Consider the following 18,421-nt stretch of genomic DNA (forward strand, 5'->3'; position numbering starts at 1 on the left):
CTACCTGTAAGGGGATTTTTAAGCAAGGAAACGCATTGTGCCGTTTTTGATGATGCACCACGTTTGCGCCACCTTATTGTTCTTCCCATTCTGCCAGCCCCGTCGCCTTGCTGATTTGCTTGCGGTATTTGCGCGCATAGGTGCGACCACCGGCTAAGACGCCAAAGCGTTCCAGTTCGCGCGTTGTTACGCCATCGTGGCCGATGAGGCAGACCGTCCACATGTCTTCTGCGGTTTGCACGGTAGCGACCGCCTGCCAGTCGGCGAGCGGCTGCGTCTCTTCCACCCGCCAGCGAAAGTATTGCCGCCGCACGCGCTCGATGCTTTGCCGGGCGGCGTGGTAGCGCCAGTAGCCGTTGCCGTCGCCCGGGACGACCGCAAGGAGCGCAGCAACAAGGATGACGCCACCGGAAAAGGTCCAAATGTCGGGTTTGCTGGCAAGGGAAAGCGTCAGCAGCAAGAGGGCAAGCCCCGCCAGAATCTTGAACGCGCGGATAGCCGGCTTGAGCGCCGGTATAAAAAGGCGGTTACGCCGGGCAGGGGTGCTACTGCCTTTACGCGGGATGGTGCGGTATTGCGGGGCGTCGTCGCTTTCTTCCGGCATCATTTTGCCGAGGCGCCAATATTGCCAGGCAAGCCACAGTTGCGGCAGAGCGACGAAGAAAAGCAGTTCCAGTATGCCGCGGCGCAGGTTGTGGCGCGCTTTCTCAAAGGCGGCGATTTGCGCCGCGTAGTCGTAGATAACTTGCTCGCCGACGCGCAGTTCGTAAATCCTGCCGTCGTAGTGCCATGCCTGCGCCTGCTGTCCGGCGTAGGCATAGGCGCGCTGGCAGGTGTCGCTGCTTGTCTGCGAGCAGTGCAGGCGGTAGCCATCGGCAGGGAACCAGCACGTGTTGCTTTGGGCATTGGCGTCGCATTGTTCTTTTGCCGGTATGGTGAAGGCGGCGTGCAGCAGTTCGGCGCGCGGCTGGCGGTAGTCGCCGTTTTGCCAGTCATCAAGCAGCAGCAGTCCTTCGGAATACAGCATGGCGGCGACAATCAGCGGCAAGATGCTGCCAGTGCCGATGGCGATAAACTTATGAAAACGGTGGCGGACACGGCGGCTGTGCTGGTGGCGCATCAGGCTGACTATGATCAGCCCCACCCAGACAATAGCGGTGATAAAGCGTGCGGATGCGATGTGGTTTGGCAGCAGCCAGCCGAGGATGAGGAAAGCGGCGAAATAGCCGTGCGACAAGCGGTCGAGTGTGGCGGGGTTCATGATGAATGGGAGATAAACGGAACGGCGAAAGGTGCGCCAAGTCTATCCCCATAAAAAACGCAAAGCGAGAAAGCCGGGGCGAAACCGGCTGCCGCTATGGGGGACAACCGCAGGCCAGGCGGATATTTCCCTATAATGCCGCCCTTCAGCCCCAACAGGAGAAACCCATGACGCAATTCGGCTGCGACTACCTCAGCGGCTGCCATCCGGCCATCCTTGATGCACTCGTCGCGACCAACCTCGAACAAACAGCCGGTTACGGCCTCGATCCTTACTGCGAAGCGGCGCGGGCGCGTATCCGCGCCGCCGTCGGTAGTGAGGCGGCGGATGTGCATTTCCTCGTTGGCGGTACGCAAACCAACGCCACCGTTATCGCCAGCATTCTGCGCTCGTGGCAGGGCGTCATTGCCGCCGACAGCGGTCATATTGCCGTACACGAAACCGGTGCGATTGAAGCGGGCGGCCACAAAGTGCTGACCCTGCCTGCTGCCGACGGCAAACTGGATGCGGCGCAACTGCGCGATTTCATGGAGCGCTACTGGCTGGCAAGCGGCGTCAAGGAGCACATCGTGCAGCCGGGGATGGTCTATCTTTCACAGCCGACCGAACTCGGCACCGTCTATAGCAAGGCGGAACTCGCCGCGTTGGCGCAAACCTGCCGCCATTACCGTCTGCCGCTGTTTGTCGATGGCGCGCGCCTCGGCTACGCGCTGGCGCCGGAAGTAAGCGACCTCACCCTGCCCGATCTTGCCGCGCTGTGCGACGTTTTCTACATCGGCGGCACCAAATGCGGCGCGCTGTTCGGCGAAGCGGTGGTCATCATGAACGATGCCTACAAAGCCAACTTCCGCGCGATGATGAAACAGGGCGGCGGCCTGCTCGCCAAAGGGCGGCTGCTCGGCATCCAGTTCGATGCCCTTTTCCGCGACGGTCTCTACCAGCGCATCTGCGCCACCGCAGTCACCTACGCGCGCGAGATCCGCGCGGCGTTTGCGGCAAAAGGCGTGGCATTCTACGGCGCCTCCACCACCAACCAGCAATTCCCCATTCTGGCGCGTGATGCGGCGGAATACTTCCAGCGCGAATTTGGCTTTTCCTACTGGGAAGCGCACGGCGAGCAGGAGGTGCTGCGCTACTGCACCAGTTGGGCGACCACGGCGGAGGATGTGCGCGCGCTGGTGGACGCGGCAGGGCGGCTGTGATGCTTGCATGATGAACCCTGGAGCCAACCATGACCCTTGCCTATTGGAGCATTCTCGCCGCCGCCTTCTTGCCGATTGGCTGTGCCGCCTACGCCAAACGCCTCGCCGGTTTTTCCTGGGCGGATAACCACGACCCGCGCGTCTTTCTTGCCCGCACTCGCGGCAAAGCGGCACGCGCTAACGCGGCGCAACAAAACAGCTATGAAATCTTCCCGCCGTTTGCCGCCGCGGTCATCATCGCGCACGCGACGGGCAACGCCGCACAAGCGACTATCAATCTCTGGGCGCTGCTGTTCGTCGCGAGCCGTCTCGCTTTTATTTATTGCTATATCAGCGACCGCCCGACGTGGCGCTCGGCGGTGTTTGGCGTCAACTTGCTCTGCATCGTCGCGCTGTTTGTCGCGGCGGCGTAGGGCGTGCGCAAGACGAAAAAACCACCGCATGCGGTGGTTTTTTTATGGGTGCGGCGGGCGGCGTTATTCGTCGTCGCTCATTTGCACCGAGGAGTAGATGTTGTAGCCGCCATCAACGTAGGTGATTTCGCCGGTGATGCCGGAGGCGAGGTCGGAGCAGAGGAAGGCGGCGGTGTTGCCTACTTCTTCGATGGTGACGCAGCGTTTGAGCGGCGCGGTTTTCTCGAAACCTTTGAGCATTTTGCGGAAGTCTTTGATGCCGGAGGCGGCGAGGGTGCGAATCGGGCCGGCGCTGATGCCATTGACGCGGATACCGTCCTGTCCCAAGTCGGCGGCAAGGTAGCGGATGGCCGCTTCGAGCGAGGCTTTGGCGAGCCCCATGGTGTTGTAGTTGGGGATGGCTTTGACCGCGCCGAGGTAGGTGAGCGCAAGCGCTGCGGCGTTGCGGCCTTTCATCAGCGGGGCGGCGCCGCGCATGAGGGCGGCGAAGCTGTAGGCGCTGATGTCGTGTGCGAGGGCAAAGTTTTCGCGGGTGCAGCCTTCGAGGAAACGTCCTTCGATGGCTTCGCGCGGGGCGAAGGCGATGGCGTGGATGAGGCCGTCCAGCCCGCCCCAGGCTTCTTGCAGGCTGGCGAAGACGGCGTCGATTTCGGCGTCGCTTGCCACGTCGCAGGGCAGGAAGATTTGGCTGCCAAATTCGGCACCCATTTTTTCGACGCGCGGTTTCAATTTGTCGTTTTGGTAGGTGAAGGCGAGTTCGGCGCCTTCGCGGTGCATGGCCTGGGCGATGCCGTAGGCGATGGAGAGGTTGCTGGCAAGGCCGGTGATGAGGATTTTTTTGCCGCTGAGGAAGCCCATGGTTTTGTCCTTGGTTTTGAGGTTTTTGGAAATCTCCCTTCCCCGTGGGGGAGGGCGGGGTGGGTTTGTCCCACCATGACTTGTCATCCGTTTAACGGTGGGGCAAGCCCCACCCTACGGTTTTACATACACCTTGAGCGCTCAGGTGTATGTAAATGTGCAGACTGTCGTTATGGGTTTTGAGGTATGCAGGTGAACCCCACTCCAACTTTCCCCACAAGGGGAGGGGGCAGATTGTAAACGGCGCTTACAGGTTATCGAAGAATTTTTTGACGCTGTCGAGGAAGCCTTTTTCTTTCGGTGCGTGGGTTTTGCCGCCTTCGTTCAGGGTTTTGCCGAAGTCGGCGAGGATGTCTTTTTGTGCTTTGGAGAGGTTTACCGGCGTTTCGATGTTCACGGTGCAGTAGAGGTCGCCGGTGGTGCGGCTGCGCACGGATTTGACGCCTTTGCCTTTTAAGCGGAAGGTTTTGCCGGTCTGAGTTTCGGGTGGCACGGTGAGCATGACGCGCCCGCCGAGGGTCGGCACTTCGAGGTCGCCGCCGAGGGCGGCGGTGACGAAGCTGATGGGCATGGCGCAGTGCAGGTTGTCGCCTTCGCGCGCGAAGATGGGGTGTTTGCGCACCCGTATTTCGACGTAGAGGTCGCCTGCCGCCGCGCCGCGTTCGCCCGCTTCGCCTTCGCCGGAGAGGCGGATGCGGTCACCGTTATCCACACCTGCCGGGATGTTCACGTTCAGGGTTTTTTGTTGTTTGACGCGGCCGTCACCGTGGCAGTCGGTGCAGGGGTTTTCGATGATTTGGCCTTTGCCGCCGCATTGCGGGCAGGCTTGGGCGATGGAGAAGAAGCCTTGTTGCATGCGCACTTGGCCGCTTCCGTTGCAGCCGGGGCAGTTGCGTTTGACGGATTTTTCGGTGGCGCCGGTGCCGCTACAGTTTTTGCAGCGGACGTAGGTCGGGATGCGGATGCGTTTTTCGCCGCCGTTCACGGCTTCTTCGAGGGAGAGGTCGAGTTCGTAGGCGAGGTCATGGCCGCGCGCCTGTTGTTGGCGGGCACCACCGCGGTTGCGTCCGCCGCCGAAGATGTCGCCGAAGATGTCGCCGAAGATGTCGGCGTTGAAGCCGCCCGCGCCGAAGCCACCGAAGCCGCCACCGGCGCCGTTTCCGCTGACGGCGTCGTAGCCGTAGCGGTCGTAGTGGGCGCGTTTTTGTTCGTCGGAGAGGATGTCGTAGGCGGCTTTGGCTTCTTTGAATTTGGCTTCGGCTTCTTCGCGGTTGTCCGGGTTGCGGTCCGGGTGGTATTTCATCGCCAGTTTGCGGAACGCTTTTTTGATGTCGTCCTGGCTGGCGGTTTTGGCGACGCCGAGGATGTTGTAGAGGTCTTTTTCTGCCATTTTTGTGTGGGTGATGGAAAAGGGCGGGTTGCTGATGCCACCGGCGGGGTGGTTTCAGCAACCCGTCCTGGGGACGGGGTTGGGTTGGTAACGGAATTTGGGTATTTACGTTACCCGGTATTTTTTATGGTTCGCACACGTTGTAAACCGTATTAGGGAAAACGATAGTCAACGCTTCAACCCCCTCCCCTGCAAAGCGGCACTACTGTCCGGAATATTTTTTTGGATGAAATTCTTTTTAAAACAGTATGATTTATACAGATTCCCCCGTAATAACGCGCCATATCACACCTCAAAAAGCTGCTTTTGAGCACTATTTTGGGGTGCCTGACGCATCGCACGCGGTTCTGTATGGTGATTATTCACATGATTTATAAGCATTTTATCAACCAAAAATTATTCCGGACACTAGTGCTGCAAAGCGGGGGAGGGTTGGGGAGGGGGTGTACGCAATTCGCATAGCGGCAATATTGGCTATTTGTCGCTCCGCGGGGTGTTTGCTGCCCTCACCCCAACCCTCTCCCACAGGGAGAGGGGGCTTTCAGTGGTTTTTCGAACTTTCGTTTCCTGATTGGGTTTGCATGTTCACAGTGCGGTTTACGCTTGTTATTTGTCGTCTTTGACTTCCTGGAAGTCGGCATCGACGACGTTGTCGTCTTTCGGTGCGCTGTCGCTGTTGCCGCCCGCGCTGGCGCCTGCTGCCGCGCCTTCGCCGCTCATTTTGTTGTAGGCTTTTTGCATGACCGGGCCGGCAGCGTTCATCAGCGCTTCGCTCTTGGCGTTGATGTCTTCGACGCTGCCTTTGTCTATCGCTTCTTTCAGCGCTTTGGTGGCATCGTCAATCGCGCTTTTTTCGTCGGCGGTGACTTCGTCGCCAAGGTCGGCTACGGCTTTTTCGATGTTGTGAATCATGGATTCGGCGTTGTTGCGCGCGCTGACTTTTTCCTGGAAGGCTTTGTCTTCTTCGGCGTGCGCTTCGGCGTCTTTCACCATGCGCTGTACTTCGTCTTCGGAGAGGCCGGAGCTGGCTTTGATGATGATGGATTGTTCTTTGCCGGTTTTTTTGTCTTTGGCCGAGACGTTCAGGATGCCGTTGGCGTCGATGTCGAAGCTGACTTCGATTTGCGGCATGCCGCGCGGTGCGGGCTCAATGCCGGCAAGGTCGAAGCGGCCGAGCGATTTGTTGCCGCTCGCCTGTTGGCGTTCGCCTTGCAGGACGTGGATGGTCACGGCGGACTGGTTGTCTTCGGCGGTGGAGAACACTTGCGACGCGGTGGTCGGGATGGTGGTGTTCTTTTCGATCAGTTTGGTCATGACGCCGCCCATGGTTTCGATGCCGAGCGAGAGCGGGGTAACGTCCAGGAGGAGGATGTCTTTGACGTCGCCGCCGATGACGCCGCCCTGGATGGCCGCACCGAGGGCGACGGCTTCGTCCGGGTTCACGTCTTTGCGCGGCTCTTTGCCGAAGAAGTTTTTCACGGTTTCTTGGACTTTCGGCATGCGGGTCTGGCCGCCGACGAGGATGACGTCGTGGATGTCTTTGGCAGACAGGCCTGCGTCTTTCAGCGCTTGACGGCAAGGCTCCAGGGTGCGCTCAATCAGCTCGCCCACGAGTGATTCCAGTTTGGCGCGGGTCATTTTGATGTTGAGGTGTTTCGGCCCGGAGGCGTCGGCGGTGATGTAGGGCAGGTTGATTTCGGTCTGCTCGCTGGAAGAGAGTTCGATTTTTGCTTTTTCTGCCGCTTCTTTCAGGCGTTGCAGGGCGAGTGAGTCTTTGGAGAGGTCAATGCCGCTGTCTTTTTTGAATTCGGCGACGAGGTAGTCGATGATGCGCGCGTCAAAGTCTTCCCCGCCAAGGAAGGTGTCGCCGTTGGTGGAGAGTACTTCAAATTGTTGTTCGCCTTCGAGGTCAACGGTTTCGATGATGGAGATGTCGAAGGTGCCGCCACCGAGGTCATAGACGGCGATTTTCGCGTCGCGCGCGCCACGGTCCATGCCGTAGGCCAGGGCGGCTGCGGTCGGTTCGTTGATGATGCGCTTGACGTTCAGCCCGGCGATGCGGCCGGCGTCTTTGGTTGCCTGGCGCTGGCTGTCGTTGAAGTAGGCAGGCACGGTGATGACGGCGTCGGTAATTTTTTCGCCGAGGAAGTCTTCCACCGTTTTTTTCATTTTCATCAAAACGCGCGCGGACACTTCCGGCGGGGCCATTTTTTTGTCCACCGCTTCTACCCAGGCGTCGCCGTTGTCGGCCTTGACGATTTTGTAGGGGACGAGGTTGATGTCTTTCTGTACTTCTTTTTCGTCGAAGCGGCGGCCAATCAGACGCTTGATGGCGTAGAGGGTGTTTTTCGGGTTGGTAACCGCCTGGCGTTTCGCCGGTTGGCCGACCAGCACTTCGCCGTCGTCGGTGAAGGCGACGATAGACGGCGTGGTGCGCGCGCCTTCGGCGTTTTCGATGACGCGCGGCTTGTCGCCGTCCATGATGGATACGCATGAGTTGGTGGTACCGAGGTCAATACCGATAATTTTAGCCATATGTATAAACTCCAAATTTCAAATTAAAACGTTTGCTGACAACCTAAGTGGGGCGGCTTGTCCTGATTTCAAGATTGCGGCGGATTTTTCTGCGCGCCATCGGCAACGATGACCTGCGCGGCGCGAATCACCCGCCCGTTTAACAAATAACCCTTCTGCGCCACGTGCAGAATCGTGTTCGGCTCGGCGTCGGGGCTGGGGATGGCAGAAAGCGCCTGATGCCGCTCCGGGTCGAGCTTCTCGCCGACCGGGTTGATTTCCGTGATGCCGTTTTTCTCCAGCGTTTCCAACAGCAGCTTGAGCGTCATCGCCGAACCGGCAATGAACTGCTCCAGCGCCTGCTTGCCCTCCGCTTCGTGCGCTTTTGCTGCGTCCAGGCCGAGGGTGAGCGAATCCAGCACCGGCAACAAATCGCGCACCAACTTCTCGCTGCCGTATTTCAGCGCGCTTTCCTTCTCGCGCTCAAAACGCTTGCGCAAATTGTCCTGATCGGCGCGCTCGCGCAGCACCGCGTTTTTCAGCTCGGCGACTTGCGCGGTGAGCGCCTCAATTTCCGCCTCGCGCGTGTCAATCAACGGCGCTTCCGTTTCGGCGGCAGGCGGCGCGGCGGGCGACTCGTCGGACGGCGGGACGTCGTGTATCATCTCGTCATCAATCATAAAAACCTCTCTGGCATGACAAAAAACAGTTTTTCCGACATGAAGGCAGGCCGTCAAAAAATCAAGGCGGCGAAGTGAAAAAACTACATATCTCCCGCTGTCAATGTCGGAAACCCGCATCCCGCAAACAGCCAAACAGCCCCCTCCCCCAGCGGGGGAGGGCGGGGACGGGGTTTGTCCGCATACTGCGCGCTGCAATACGCCAGCGGACAGCAAAATCCGCGCTGGCGTTCCTTCTCCTCACCGCCCTCAGCGCGCACGCCATCACCCTCGAACTCGCCCTGGACGGACAAATCCACGGCGTCCCTGTGGATAACCTGCAACTGCGCGCGGAAAGCGACGACTACCAACACTGGCGCGTCAGCGGCCAACTGCCCGCCACCCGCCTTGCCGGTTCACCGCTGAAAAACACCGTCCTTGACGCGCAACTGCGCCGCGACGGCGACCACCTCGCCATCGAAACCCTCGCCCTGCGCAGCCAGCGCGGCAAAACCCCGCTGCACCTCAACGCCGACCGTATCCTCCTGCAAAACCTGCTGCGCGGCGAGCTTCGGCTCCCGCCCGGCGCGAAGCTGCGCCTGCAAGCGGGCAAACACACCCTGCAAACCACCTTGAGCGCGGCAAACGGCAGCGCGCATCTCGCCGCCGACCTGCCGCTCGCCCTCGTACAAACCCTGCTGAACGCGCGCGGCATCCAGACCGGCGGCAGCCTGCGTCCCGACCTCACCCTGCGCCAAACCGCCGACGGCCTGCGCCTCACCGGTAGCGTCGCCCTGGACGACCTCCGCTACAACAGCGCCGATAGCCTGCAAGCCGCCGAACACCTCGGCGGCAGCGCCACCCTCGACCTGCACCAACAGGGCGAGCGCTGGCAGGGCGACATCCGCCTGCACCTCGACCGCGGCGAAATCCTCATCACCCCCTACTACCTCAAACTGGACGGCGCACCCATCGACCTCAGCGCCCGCCTTGACAGCCAACCTGGCCGCCTCACCCTGCGCGAGCTCACCCTTGACGACGGCAAAACCCACGCCCGCGCCGACCTCGACTGGAATACCGCACAAAAGCGCCTGACCGCCCTCACCCTGCACCAACTGAGCGGCGACGCCGACAACCTCTACCGCCGCTACCTCAAACCCATGCTGGGCGACGGCCTCTTTGGCGACGCCGAACTCAAAGGCAGCCTCTACCTGCGCGGCAACTACCGCGACGGCAAAATCGGCGAACTCGCCGTCGTCCTCCACCACATCGACATCGAAGACCGCCAGGGACGCTACCAACTGCACGACCTTGACGGCCAGGCGGGCAACAACGGCGCACCCTCGCGCCTCACCCTCGCCGGGGCACGCTGGCACAAACTGCCGGTGGGCGCGCTGCGCGCCGAACTGCGCTGGAACGCCGCGGGCGTTACCCTGGAAAAACCGCTGCACATCCCGCTGCTTGACGGCGGCATCACCATCCACCGCCTCGCGCCACAGGGCGACAACTACAAAATCAGCGCCCAAATCGAACCCATCAGCCTCGCCCATCTGGGCGAAGCGCTGGACACCGTGCGCTTTCGCGGCATGATCAGCGGCACCCTGCCCGACATCCGCCTCGCCCGCGACGGCCTGCAACTGCGCCAACCGGTCAACGTCGCCCTCTTTGATGGCAACATCCAGATCGAACAACTGCACATCAGCCGCTTCTTCAGCAACGCGCCGCTTGCCGTTTTCAACCTCAGCCTGCACCGCCTCGACCTGCAACAACTGACCAACGCCTTCGGCATCGGCGAAATCGAAGGGCGCATCGAAGGCAGCGCCGAAGACGTCGTCCTCACCAATTGGCGGCCACAATACTTCCGCGCCCGCCTGCAAACCCCGGCGCAAAACCCCGGACGGCGGCGCATCAGCCACGAAGCGGTGGCCTACCTCTCGCGCGCCAGCGACGGCGGCAGCAACCTCATGGTCAGCCAATTCATCCGCGTGCTAAACCGCTTCCCCTACGACAAACTCGGCTTCAGCGGCGAACTCGCGAACGGCGTGCTGAAACTCGACGGCATCGCCCCCGCCGCCGACGGACAAAACGGCTACTACCTCGTCAAAGGCCGCGGCGTGCCGCATCTGGACATCATCGGCCACACCCGCGAAATCGACTGGGCAGAACTGCTCAACCGCCTGAAAAGCGCGAGCGAAAGCGAAGGCGCGCAGGTAGAAAGCAAATTGGGACAATAACACCATGAAACGGCAAAACCCGCCGCGCCAAACCCTTTGACATGACAACCCTGCGCGCGCCCGCACCGCTTGACCTCACCCTGCTTGCCGTTGCCGGCGGCATCGCGCTGGCCTGGCAGGGCGCGCCGCCGCTGTGGTTGCTGCCGCTGGCGCTCCTCCTCCTTTACCCGCGTCTGACCCGCTATCCCGCCCTCGCCTTGCTTGCCGCCTTGTGGATGCACAGCCCGTGGCAATACACCGCGCCCATCGCCGTGGAGAGCCGCTGCAACGCCACCCTGCGCCTGGACGACTTTCCCGCGCGCGGCTATCCCGTCGGCAGCCGCTTCACCGCCGTCATCACCGCGCCCGGCGACTGCCCGCTTGCCACGGGCGACCGCCTCACCTTCAACGATTACCAACCCGTCGCCCGCCAACCCGGCGACACCCTGCGCGCCCGCCTGCACCTGAAGCCGGGCAACAACAGCGCCGCCAACCAGCGGCAGCGCCTGCGCGGCTATGCGGCCATCAACAACGCAGAAACCGTCGCTGACGCGCCCGTGCCGTGGCTTATCCGCCAGCGCCTCGCCCTCGCCGCACGCATCGACCGCACCTTTCCGCCCGCACAACGCCCGTGGTTGCGCGCACTGCTCCTTGGAGACCGCAGCGGCCTTAACGCCGACGCACAAACCCGCCTGCGCCGCAGCGGCACCTCACACCTCATCGCCATCTCCGGCCTGCACCTCGCGCTCATCGCCGGACTCATCTACCTCGCGTTACGCCCGCTGCTCGCCAGCCTGCCGCCGCGCTGGCGACGTGGCGTGCAGCCGCGCACCATCGCCCTGCACCTCACCCTTGCCGCCAGCCTCGCTTACGCCCTGCTCACCGGCGGCGCCGCGCCGGTGCTGCGCGCCTGGCTGATGCTCGCCGCGGTGGCGCTGTGCTGGCATATTCCCGTCATTGGCAGCCGCGACGCGCTCAAACTGGCCGCCCTCGGCGTCCTCCTGCAAAACCCGTGGCAACTGGGTGCTGTGGGTGCGTGGCTCTCCTTCAGCGCCGTCGCCATCATCCTCTACAGCGCGCCGCTGTGGCGCGAGCTGCGCCCGCTGAAACAATGGCTGCTGCTACAACTGCTCATCACCGCCATCCTCACCCCGCTCGGCTGGGCGCTCTTTGGCGGCATCAGCCTGATAGCGCCCCTTGCCAACCTCATCCTCATCCCGTGGCTGGCGCCGGTGCTAACGCTCGCCATCCTCGCTCTCATCCTGCCCGTGCTGGTAGCGCCCGCCAGCTGGCTGCTCGACCACTACCTGCGCGCGCTCGCCCAACTCGCCCGCTTTGACCTCGCCTATATCACACCGCCGTGGCAGCCCTCCACCATGACCGCGCTCCTTTTCACCATCGCTTGCCTGCTGACGCTGGCGCGCTGGCGCAGTCCGCTGCGGTTTGAGCAAAACCCCCGCCCCTGCGAAGCGGGGGAGAGTCGGGGAGGGGGTGTAGTCATGTCGCGCAGCGACAGCAAAAGAACGCGCAAACTGCTGATGATATTGCAGCGACCAAACTGGCAAACCCTTACCGCGCCGCCGCTCTGGTTCGCGCTCACCCTTGCCACGGCGCTTGTCACCACCTTCGCCCCGGCAGGCGACTACCACGCCCCGAACGGCAGCGCCATCCTGCGCGCGGGCGGCAAAACCATCATCCACAACACCGGCCTGCGCAGCCGCAACCATGGCCGCGACGATGCCGCGCGTTATCTCTTGCCCGAACTGCGCCGCCATGCCGCGCGTCCGGACGCCATCGTCCTCACCGGCAAAAACCTGCGCGACGTGAGCGCCCTGAAAACCCTGCTTGATGCCTGGCCGGACACGCCGGTGTACAGCACAGTCATCATCCCCAACCTGCCGTATCCCGTGACCTACTGCCCCGCCACAAACCCTGCCGGCATTACCTTCATAAAAACGAACGCGGGCTGCAGCGCACGCTTTGGCGATGCGGTACTCACCGCGCCGTAATGCACAAACCATTTTCATGTGGGGCAGGTAGGGGCGGTTATAGCAATCCTCCGAAAACCTCATGCTGTGTTTCGCTCTTAGGAGTTACAGGGGTGCCTTGGCGCATCATTGATAAGAAACAAATATTTCCTCGACGGTGCGCCGAGGCGCACCCTATAGAGTTGTTTTCTAGGGGGATTGCTTAGGCGTAGCGGTCGCTATGCCTGCGCCAGCGCCTGGTAGCACGGCTCCAGCGTGCGGGTAATCATCAGCAGCTGTTGCCAGAGGATGCTGTGTTGCAGGTCGGGGTCGTCTTCGCGCGGGCGCAGTTGGTCGAGCGCGGTGCGGATGTGTTGCAGGCGTGCGGCGAAGGCGTCCGGCGGCAGTTGCTCGAGCTGTTCCAGCAGGTCGGCGACGTTTTCGCCGAGCGGGTAGTAGTGCGCGAGGAAGGGGTCGTGTTCGCGGTTTTCGATTTGGCTGCGGTAGGCGCCGAGCGCCGAGATGTAGCCGATGAGGCTGTAGTTGAGGTTGAGCAGGCGGAAGGCGTTTTCTTGTTGGGCGGCGTATTTGTGCGGTTCGCTGTTGATGTCGGAGACGGTGCTGCCGAGCAGCGCCGCCTGTTCGTGCGTCTGGCGGCGGATGCTGCGGTAGGCGAGGTCGTCGCCGCCGCCGTGTTGTAGTTGGCCGAGGATGTGGCGCAGGTAGGCGGCGTCGCTACGGATGGCGGCACGCGCGGTGTTGGTCAGCGTCAGGTAGCGCCAGTCCGGCCAGAGGTAGGTGACGGCCGCCCAGGCGATGCCGCCGCCGATGAGGGTGTCGATGATGCGGCGCGGGATGGCGTCGGCGAGGTTGAATCCGGCCAGCGAGAAGGCGGTCAGCGCCTGTACGGTGATGAAGAAGGTGGAGAAGCTGTATTTGCGGTTGCGGAAGTAGAAGAAGCAGGTGGTGCTCACGATGATGAGCCACAGTTTGGTGGCAACGGTCGGGGTGAAGTTCGGCGCGATGCTGCCGGCGATGACGCCGAGGATGGTGCCGAGGACGCGCTGGTTCACCCGGCTTTTGGTGGCGCTGTAGTTCGGCTGGCAGACGAAGATGGCGGTGAGCAGTATCCAGTAACCGAGTTCGAGTTGGAGTGTGGCGACGATGAGGCAGCAGACGAGGACGACGAGGGTGAGGCGCACCGCGTGGCGGTACACGGGCGAGGCGAGTGTCAGTTGGCTGCGCAGGGCGGGCAGGAGGGCGGCGAGGGTCGGGTCTTCTTGCGCGGCGATGGCGCTGTTTTGTTCGTGCGGGTTGGGGTCGTCGCTGTCGAGATGGGCGAGCTGGTAGTTGATGCTGCGCAGGTTGTCGAGTAGGCGTTGTAGCGGGTGACGGCTGCCGCCGTGCGCCGGACGGGTTTCGAGGTGGCGTTGCAGGGATTGGCGGACGCCGTCAATGGCGCGTTCGAGGCGCGGGTCGTGGTGGTAGGCGTCGTGGGTGTGCAGCGCGGTGGCGACGTTGCGGCAGGCCTGCGCCTGCCATTCGACGAGGCGCCAAAGGCGGAAGATGAGGTCGCTGTTTTTCAGGGCGCTTGCCAGTTCGCGGTAATCGACGTGCGCCGAGCTGATGCGTTCGTGGATGTCCTGTGCGGCGAAGTAGTAGCGCAGCATGCGCGTGGTGCGCGGGTGGCGGTGCTGGCCGCGCAGGCGGTAAAAGAGGGTACTGCGGCAGCGGTTGAAGGTCTGGATGAGCGCGGTGTTGGCCAGCGCGAGGCGGGTCTGGCGCGCGCGGTAGTCGTCGTCATCGGGGTCGAAGAAGCAGGCTTTGGCGTCGATGTAGTCGGCAAGCGCGGCGTAGGCGGCGGCCATGTCTTCTTGTACCTGGCGGTGCGGCAGGAGGATTTGCGTCAGCAGAGTGCAGCCGCCATAGAGCAGGGTGCCGAGGAGGATAAGCAGGGGGTTGGCGTACCACGGCAGGGCGGTGTTGTAGGCGAGGGTAGTGTAGATGGCGACGACCAGCGCGCCGAAGGCGATGGTGCGGTAGCGCAGGCCGACCGCGCCCATGAAGGTGAAGGTGAAGGTCATCAGCAGCATGGCGATGATGTAGGCGAGCGGGCGGCTCAGGGTGAGCTGCACCGCGAGCGAGGAGGTGGCGAACGCGGCGAGGACGATGCCCAGGTCTTTGATGCGCCCGCGCAGGCGGTTGTCCAAATCCACCAGGCCGCCGGCGATGACGCCGAGGATGAGTGGCATGGCGAGCTGCGGGATGTTGAGCAGGCCGATGGCGAGCGCGGCGGCGCTGACGCTGAGGAATACGGGCAGGGTGGAGATGAGGCTGACGCTTGGCAGGAGTTTTTTCACGGGTATGGCGGTGGCTAAAGGGGCGGCGATTGTAGCGGCCGGACGCAGGCGATGCCATGAGAAATGGCATGAAAAACCCCGTCGGCGACGGGGTGGTGTTTGGAAGGCGTTTTCGTACGCGAGGATGCGTATAATGCGCGCCTTTTCCGCAGGTTGTCAGAGGCAAAATCAGGAGCAGGATGGAGCAGCAGGTATTGGTGTTCGGCGAGCCGGTGGTGCAGTTGCCGAAGGATTTGTTTATTCCGCCGGATGCGCTGCGGGTGTTGCTGGAGACGTTTTCCGGGCCGCTGGATGTGCTCGTCTATTTGATTCGCAAACAGAATTTTGATGTGCTGGATATTCCGGTGGCGCTGATTACCGAGCAGTACCTCGCCTATCTGGAGGTGATGGAGCAGCTTGATATGGCGCTGGCGGCGGAGTATTTGCTGATGGCGGCGACGCTCGCCGAGATTAAGGCGCGGATGTTGTTGCCACGGCCGCCGCTGCCGGAAGACGCCGAAGAAGCACCCGACCCGCGCGCGGCGCTGGCGGAGCAGTTGTTGCTTTATGTGCAGACGGGGCAGGCGGCGGAAGCGCTCGCCGCGTTGCCACGGGTCGGCGCGGGCACGGCGCTGTCGGCGCATGTGCCGCCGTCGGGCGCGCAGCCGTTGGTGAAGCCGTCAGCGGATGCGGGCAAGTTGGCAGAGATGTTGCGCCGGTTGTGGCTGCGGCATGATTTGCGCCGCGCGCATGAGGTGGAGTCCGAGGAGTTTTCGCTGACCGAGCGGATGGACGCGATGCAGGCGCGGCTGCGCCATCATGACGGCTGGCAGTCGCTCTCGTCGTTTTGTCAGGCGGGCGAGGGGCGCGGCGGGCTGGTGATTTCGCTGATGGCCATGCTGGAGCTTGACCGCTCGCAGTTGCTGGAGTGGCAGCAGAAAGCGCTGTTCGCGCCGGTAGATGTGCGGCTGCGGGGCGGGCGCCTTTAGTTTTTGGTACGGTTTTTATGACGACTTTATCCCGCCGCATTGAGGCGATTTTGTTTACCCGCGATGAGGCGGTGAGTGAGGCGCTGCTCGCGCAGGCGCTGGATGTGTCGGAAGATGCCATCCGCGCGGCGCTGCTTGTGCTGGAAGCGCGCTATGAGGCGTCGGCGATGATGCTGGTGCGACTTGCCGGCGGTTGGCGTTTGCAGTTGCGTCCGGCGTTTTTTCCGGCGGTGGCGGCGTTTGCCGAGGCGCAGCCGGCGCGTTTTTCCCGCGCCTTTTGGGAGACGCTGGCGTTTATCGCGTATCATCAGCCGGTCACGCGCGCCGAGATTGACGCGGTGCGCGGTGTGACCACCAGCAGCGGGATTTACCGCCAGCTGTTCGAGCTGGAATGGATTGAGGTGATTGGCACGAAGGAGGTGCCGGGGCGGCCGGAGTTGCTGGCGACGACGGCACAGTTTTTATCCGATTTTTCCGTGGCAAGTCTTGAGGATTTGCCCGCTTTGCCCGATGACGGGTTTGGAGGCAGTAATGAGTAATGAGTTGGAGCGCATCCAGAAATGGCTGGCAGCGCGCGGTTTGGGTTCGCGACGCGAGATTGAGGGCTGGATTCGCGAGGGGCGCCTGCGCGTCAATGGCAAACTGGCCGAGCTTGGGCAGCGCATCAGCGGCTATGAGCGCCTGAGTCTGGACGGCAAACCGCTGCGCGTGTCGCCGGAGCGCGAAGCACCGCGACAAATCCTGATGTATCACAAACCACCGGGCGAGATTTGCTCACGCAACGACCCGGACGGCCGCCCGACGGTTTTCCGCCATTTGCCGAAACTGCGGCAGGGGCGCTGGGTCAGCATTGGCCGTCTCGATTTGAACACCGCCGGATTGCTGCTCTTTACCAACGACGGCGAACTTGCCAACCGCCTGATGCACCCCAGCGCCGAAATCGAGCGTGAATACTGGGTGCGGGTGGCGGGCGAGGTCAATGAAGACACCTTGCAGGCGCTGCGCAACGGCCTTGAGCTGGAAGACGGCTTCGCCTGCTTTGACGACGTGCAGCCGTTGCAGGCCTTGCACGAGGACGACACCCAATACAACCGCTACTTCAGCGTGGTGCTGAAAGAAGGGCGCAACCGCGAAGTGCGGCGGCTGTGGGAAGCGGTCGGCTGCCAGGTCAGCCGCCTGAAACGCATCCGCTTCGGCAATCTGTGGCTGCCGAAAAACCTCGCCGCCGGACGCTGGCGGCCACTTACCGCCGGTGAAGTCAATGCGCTGCTGGACCTGCTGCAACGCAAACAGCGGCGCGACGCGGCGAAATGACAAGACTATAATAAGCACACATTAATAATCAGGGCATCACCATGAGCGACAGCGAACAAGCCGTCCCCGTGCGCGTCAAACCAAACGCGATGGGGGTGAAGAAAAAAGGGGCGGAAAAAATCCGCCAGGTTCCCGAAAACACCGGCCACGTCGGCGAAGAACGCCTGCGCAAACCGGGCTGGATACGCGCGCAATTCCCCGGCGGCGAAGAAGTGCGGCGGATGAAAGCCATCATGCGCGAACAGAAACTGCACAGCGTCTGCGAAGAAGCCTCCTGCCCGAACATCGGCGAATGCTTCCGCCACAACACCGCCTCCTTCATGATCATGGGCGACATCTGCACGCGCCGCTGCCCGTTCTGCGACGTCGGCCACGGCCGCCCCAACCCGCTTGACCCGATGGAGCCGACGCACCTTGCTGAAACCGTGCGCAACATCGGCTTGCACCACGTCGTCATCACCTCGGTGGACCGTGACGACCTGCTCGACGGTGGCGCGGCACATTTTGCCGCCTGCGTGCGCGAAATCCGCCGCCTCGCACCGCGCATGACCGTCGAAATCCTCACCCCCGACTTCCGCGGCCGCATGGACAAAGCCATCGAAATCCTGCGCCACACCCCGCCGGACATCTTCAACCACAACATGGAAACCGTGGCGCGGATGTACGAAGAAGTACGCCCCGGTGCCAACTACGAACAATCACTGGAACTCCTGCGCGAATACAAAAAAGCGAGCAACAAACCGGTTATCACCAAATCCGGGCTGATGGTCGGACTTGGCGAAGAAGTGGACGAAATCCTCGGCGTGATGGAAGACCTGCGCCGCCACGACGTCAGCATGCTCACCGTCGGCCAGTACCTGCAACCCTCGGTGCACCACTTGCCGGTCAAACACTACTACACCCCGGAACAGTTCCAAATATTTACCGACGAAGGCCTGAAAATGGGCTTCACCCACGTCGCCTCCGGGCCGATGGTGCGCTCCTCCTTCCACGCCGACATGTCGGCGAAAGCGGTACTGGATTAACTAAAAGCCTCCTTTCTCTCTGGGACAAGCATCGCTCGTTCACAGGAATTAAGAGTGGGGGAGGGCTTGAGGCGTGTTGACAATTCGGCGAACGAGCCCCTCTCTCGCTACGCGAGCAATGCTTGTCCCTCTGGGACTGGAACAGCTCACGCAGTGAGAGAGGGGTTGGGGTGAGGGCAGCAATCAATTGAAAAACAGGAATTTTGGTTCATCAATGATTGCTCACCCCCTCCCCGGCCCTCCCCCGGACCCCATGCAAAATGCGTCCGCATTTTGC

General features: G+C 62.1%; 14 protein-coding genes. 8 read left to right on the forward strand and 6 right to left on the reverse strand.

Annotation, left to right across the window (positions count from 1 at the left end; genetic code table 11):
• Nucleotides 1–73: 73 nt before the first annotated feature.
• Nucleotides 74–1,261 (reverse strand): hypothetical protein, encoded by a 1,188-nt coding sequence (locus EL199_RS06670; RefSeq protein WP_004139937.1) that lies wholly within the window; start codon nt 1,259–1,261, stop codon nt 74–76.
• A gap of 167 nt (nt 1,262–1,428) precedes the next feature.
• Between EL199_RS06670 and EL199_RS06675 the strand changes: the two genes are divergently transcribed.
• Both EL199_RS06675 and EL199_RS06680 read left to right on the forward strand, forming a co-directional pair.
• Nucleotides 1,429–2,463 (forward strand): threonine aldolase family protein, encoded by a 1,035-nt coding sequence (locus tag EL199_RS06675; RefSeq protein ID WP_040354564.1) that lies wholly within the window; start codon nt 1,429–1,431, stop codon nt 2,461–2,463.
• 29 nt (nt 2,464–2,492) lie between these two features.
• On the forward strand, nt 2,493–2,876 hold the full coding sequence (locus EL199_RS06680; RefSeq protein WP_004139939.1) for an MAPEG family protein: 384 nt from the start codon (nt 2,493–2,495) through the stop codon (nt 2,874–2,876).
• A 63-nt stretch (nt 2,877–2,939) separates the two neighbouring features.
• Here the strand turns inward: EL199_RS06680 and EL199_RS06685 are convergent, their stop codons facing one another.
• The 4 genes from EL199_RS06685 to EL199_RS06700 all read right to left on the reverse strand — a co-directional run bounded on the left by EL199_RS06685 (nt 2,940) and on the right by EL199_RS06700 (nt 8,318).
• Nucleotides 2,940–3,734, reverse strand: coding sequence for an enoyl-ACP reductase FabI (locus EL199_RS06685; protein WP_004139940.1), 795 nt, complete (start codon nt 3,732–3,734; stop codon nt 2,940–2,942).
• Between the two features lie 247 nt (nt 3,735–3,981).
• Entirely contained in the window at nt 3,982–5,124 is a 1,143-nt protein-coding gene (gene dnaJ / locus EL199_RS06690; protein ID WP_004139941.1) for a molecular chaperone DnaJ, read from the reverse strand.
• A 606-nt stretch (nt 5,125–5,730) separates the two neighbouring features.
• On the reverse strand, nt 5,731–7,659 hold the full coding sequence (gene dnaK / locus EL199_RS06695) for a molecular chaperone DnaK (protein WP_004139942.1): 1,929 nt from the start codon (nt 7,657–7,659) through the stop codon (nt 5,731–5,733).
• 68 nt (nt 7,660–7,727) lie between these two features.
• Nucleotides 7,728–8,318, reverse strand: a complete 591-nt coding sequence (locus EL199_RS06700; RefSeq protein ID WP_004139943.1) for a nucleotide exchange factor GrpE — start codon at nt 8,316–8,318, stop codon at nt 7,728–7,730.
• Between the two features lie 308 nt (nt 8,319–8,626).
• Here EL199_RS06700 and EL199_RS06705 point away from each other — a divergent pair, with 308 nt between their 5' ends.
• Nucleotides 8,627–10,531 (forward strand): translocation/assembly module TamB domain-containing protein, encoded by a 1,905-nt coding sequence (locus EL199_RS06705; RefSeq protein ID WP_004139946.1) that lies wholly within the window; start codon nt 8,627–8,629, stop codon nt 10,529–10,531.
• A gap of 41 nt (nt 10,532–10,572) precedes the next feature.
• Nucleotides 10,573–12,519: a ComEC/Rec2 family competence protein gene (locus EL199_RS06710; RefSeq protein WP_004139948.1), complete on the forward strand. Its 1,947-nt coding sequence runs from the start codon at nt 10,573–10,575 to the stop codon at nt 12,517–12,519.
• Between the two features lie 197 nt (nt 12,520–12,716).
• Here EL199_RS06710 and yccS read toward each other — a convergent pair whose 3' ends face one another.
• Entirely contained in the window at nt 12,717–14,837 is a 2,121-nt protein-coding gene (gene yccS, locus EL199_RS06715) for a YccS family putative transporter (RefSeq protein WP_004139951.1), read from the reverse strand.
• A gap of 179 nt (nt 14,838–15,016) precedes the next feature.
• Here yccS and EL199_RS06720 point away from each other — a divergent pair, with 179 nt between their 5' ends.
• Genes EL199_RS06720 through lipA form a run of 4 tightly spaced genes read left to right on the forward strand, consistent with a single transcriptional unit; the run spans nt 15,017 to nt 18,144 of the window.
• A complete protein-coding gene (locus tag EL199_RS06720) occupies nt 15,017–15,805 on the forward strand; it encodes a segregation and condensation protein A (protein WP_004139954.1) in 789 nt (262 codons plus the stop codon).
• 17 nt (nt 15,806–15,822) lie between these two features.
• Nucleotides 15,823–16,344, forward strand: coding sequence for an SMC-Scp complex subunit ScpB (scpB, locus tag EL199_RS06725; RefSeq protein ID WP_004139956.1), 522 nt, complete (start codon nt 15,823–15,825; stop codon nt 16,342–16,344).
• Complete coding sequence (gene rluB / locus EL199_RS06730) at nt 16,337–17,119, forward strand: 23S rRNA pseudouridine(2605) synthase RluB (RefSeq protein ID WP_004139959.1); 783 nt, start codon at nt 16,337–16,339, stop codon at nt 17,117–17,119. Before scpB ends, rluB begins: the two co-directional genes overlap by 8 nt.
• Nucleotides 17,120–17,160: 41 nt before the next feature.
• Nucleotides 17,161–18,144: a lipoyl synthase gene (gene lipA, locus EL199_RS06735; protein WP_004139962.1), complete on the forward strand. Its 984-nt coding sequence runs from the start codon at nt 17,161–17,163 to the stop codon at nt 18,142–18,144.
• Nucleotides 18,145–18,421 lie beyond the last annotated feature (277 nt).

The organism is Cardiobacterium hominis (genome assembly GCF_900637305.1).
Lineage (GTDB): Bacteria > Pseudomonadota > Gammaproteobacteria > Cardiobacteriales > Cardiobacteriaceae > Cardiobacterium > Cardiobacterium hominis.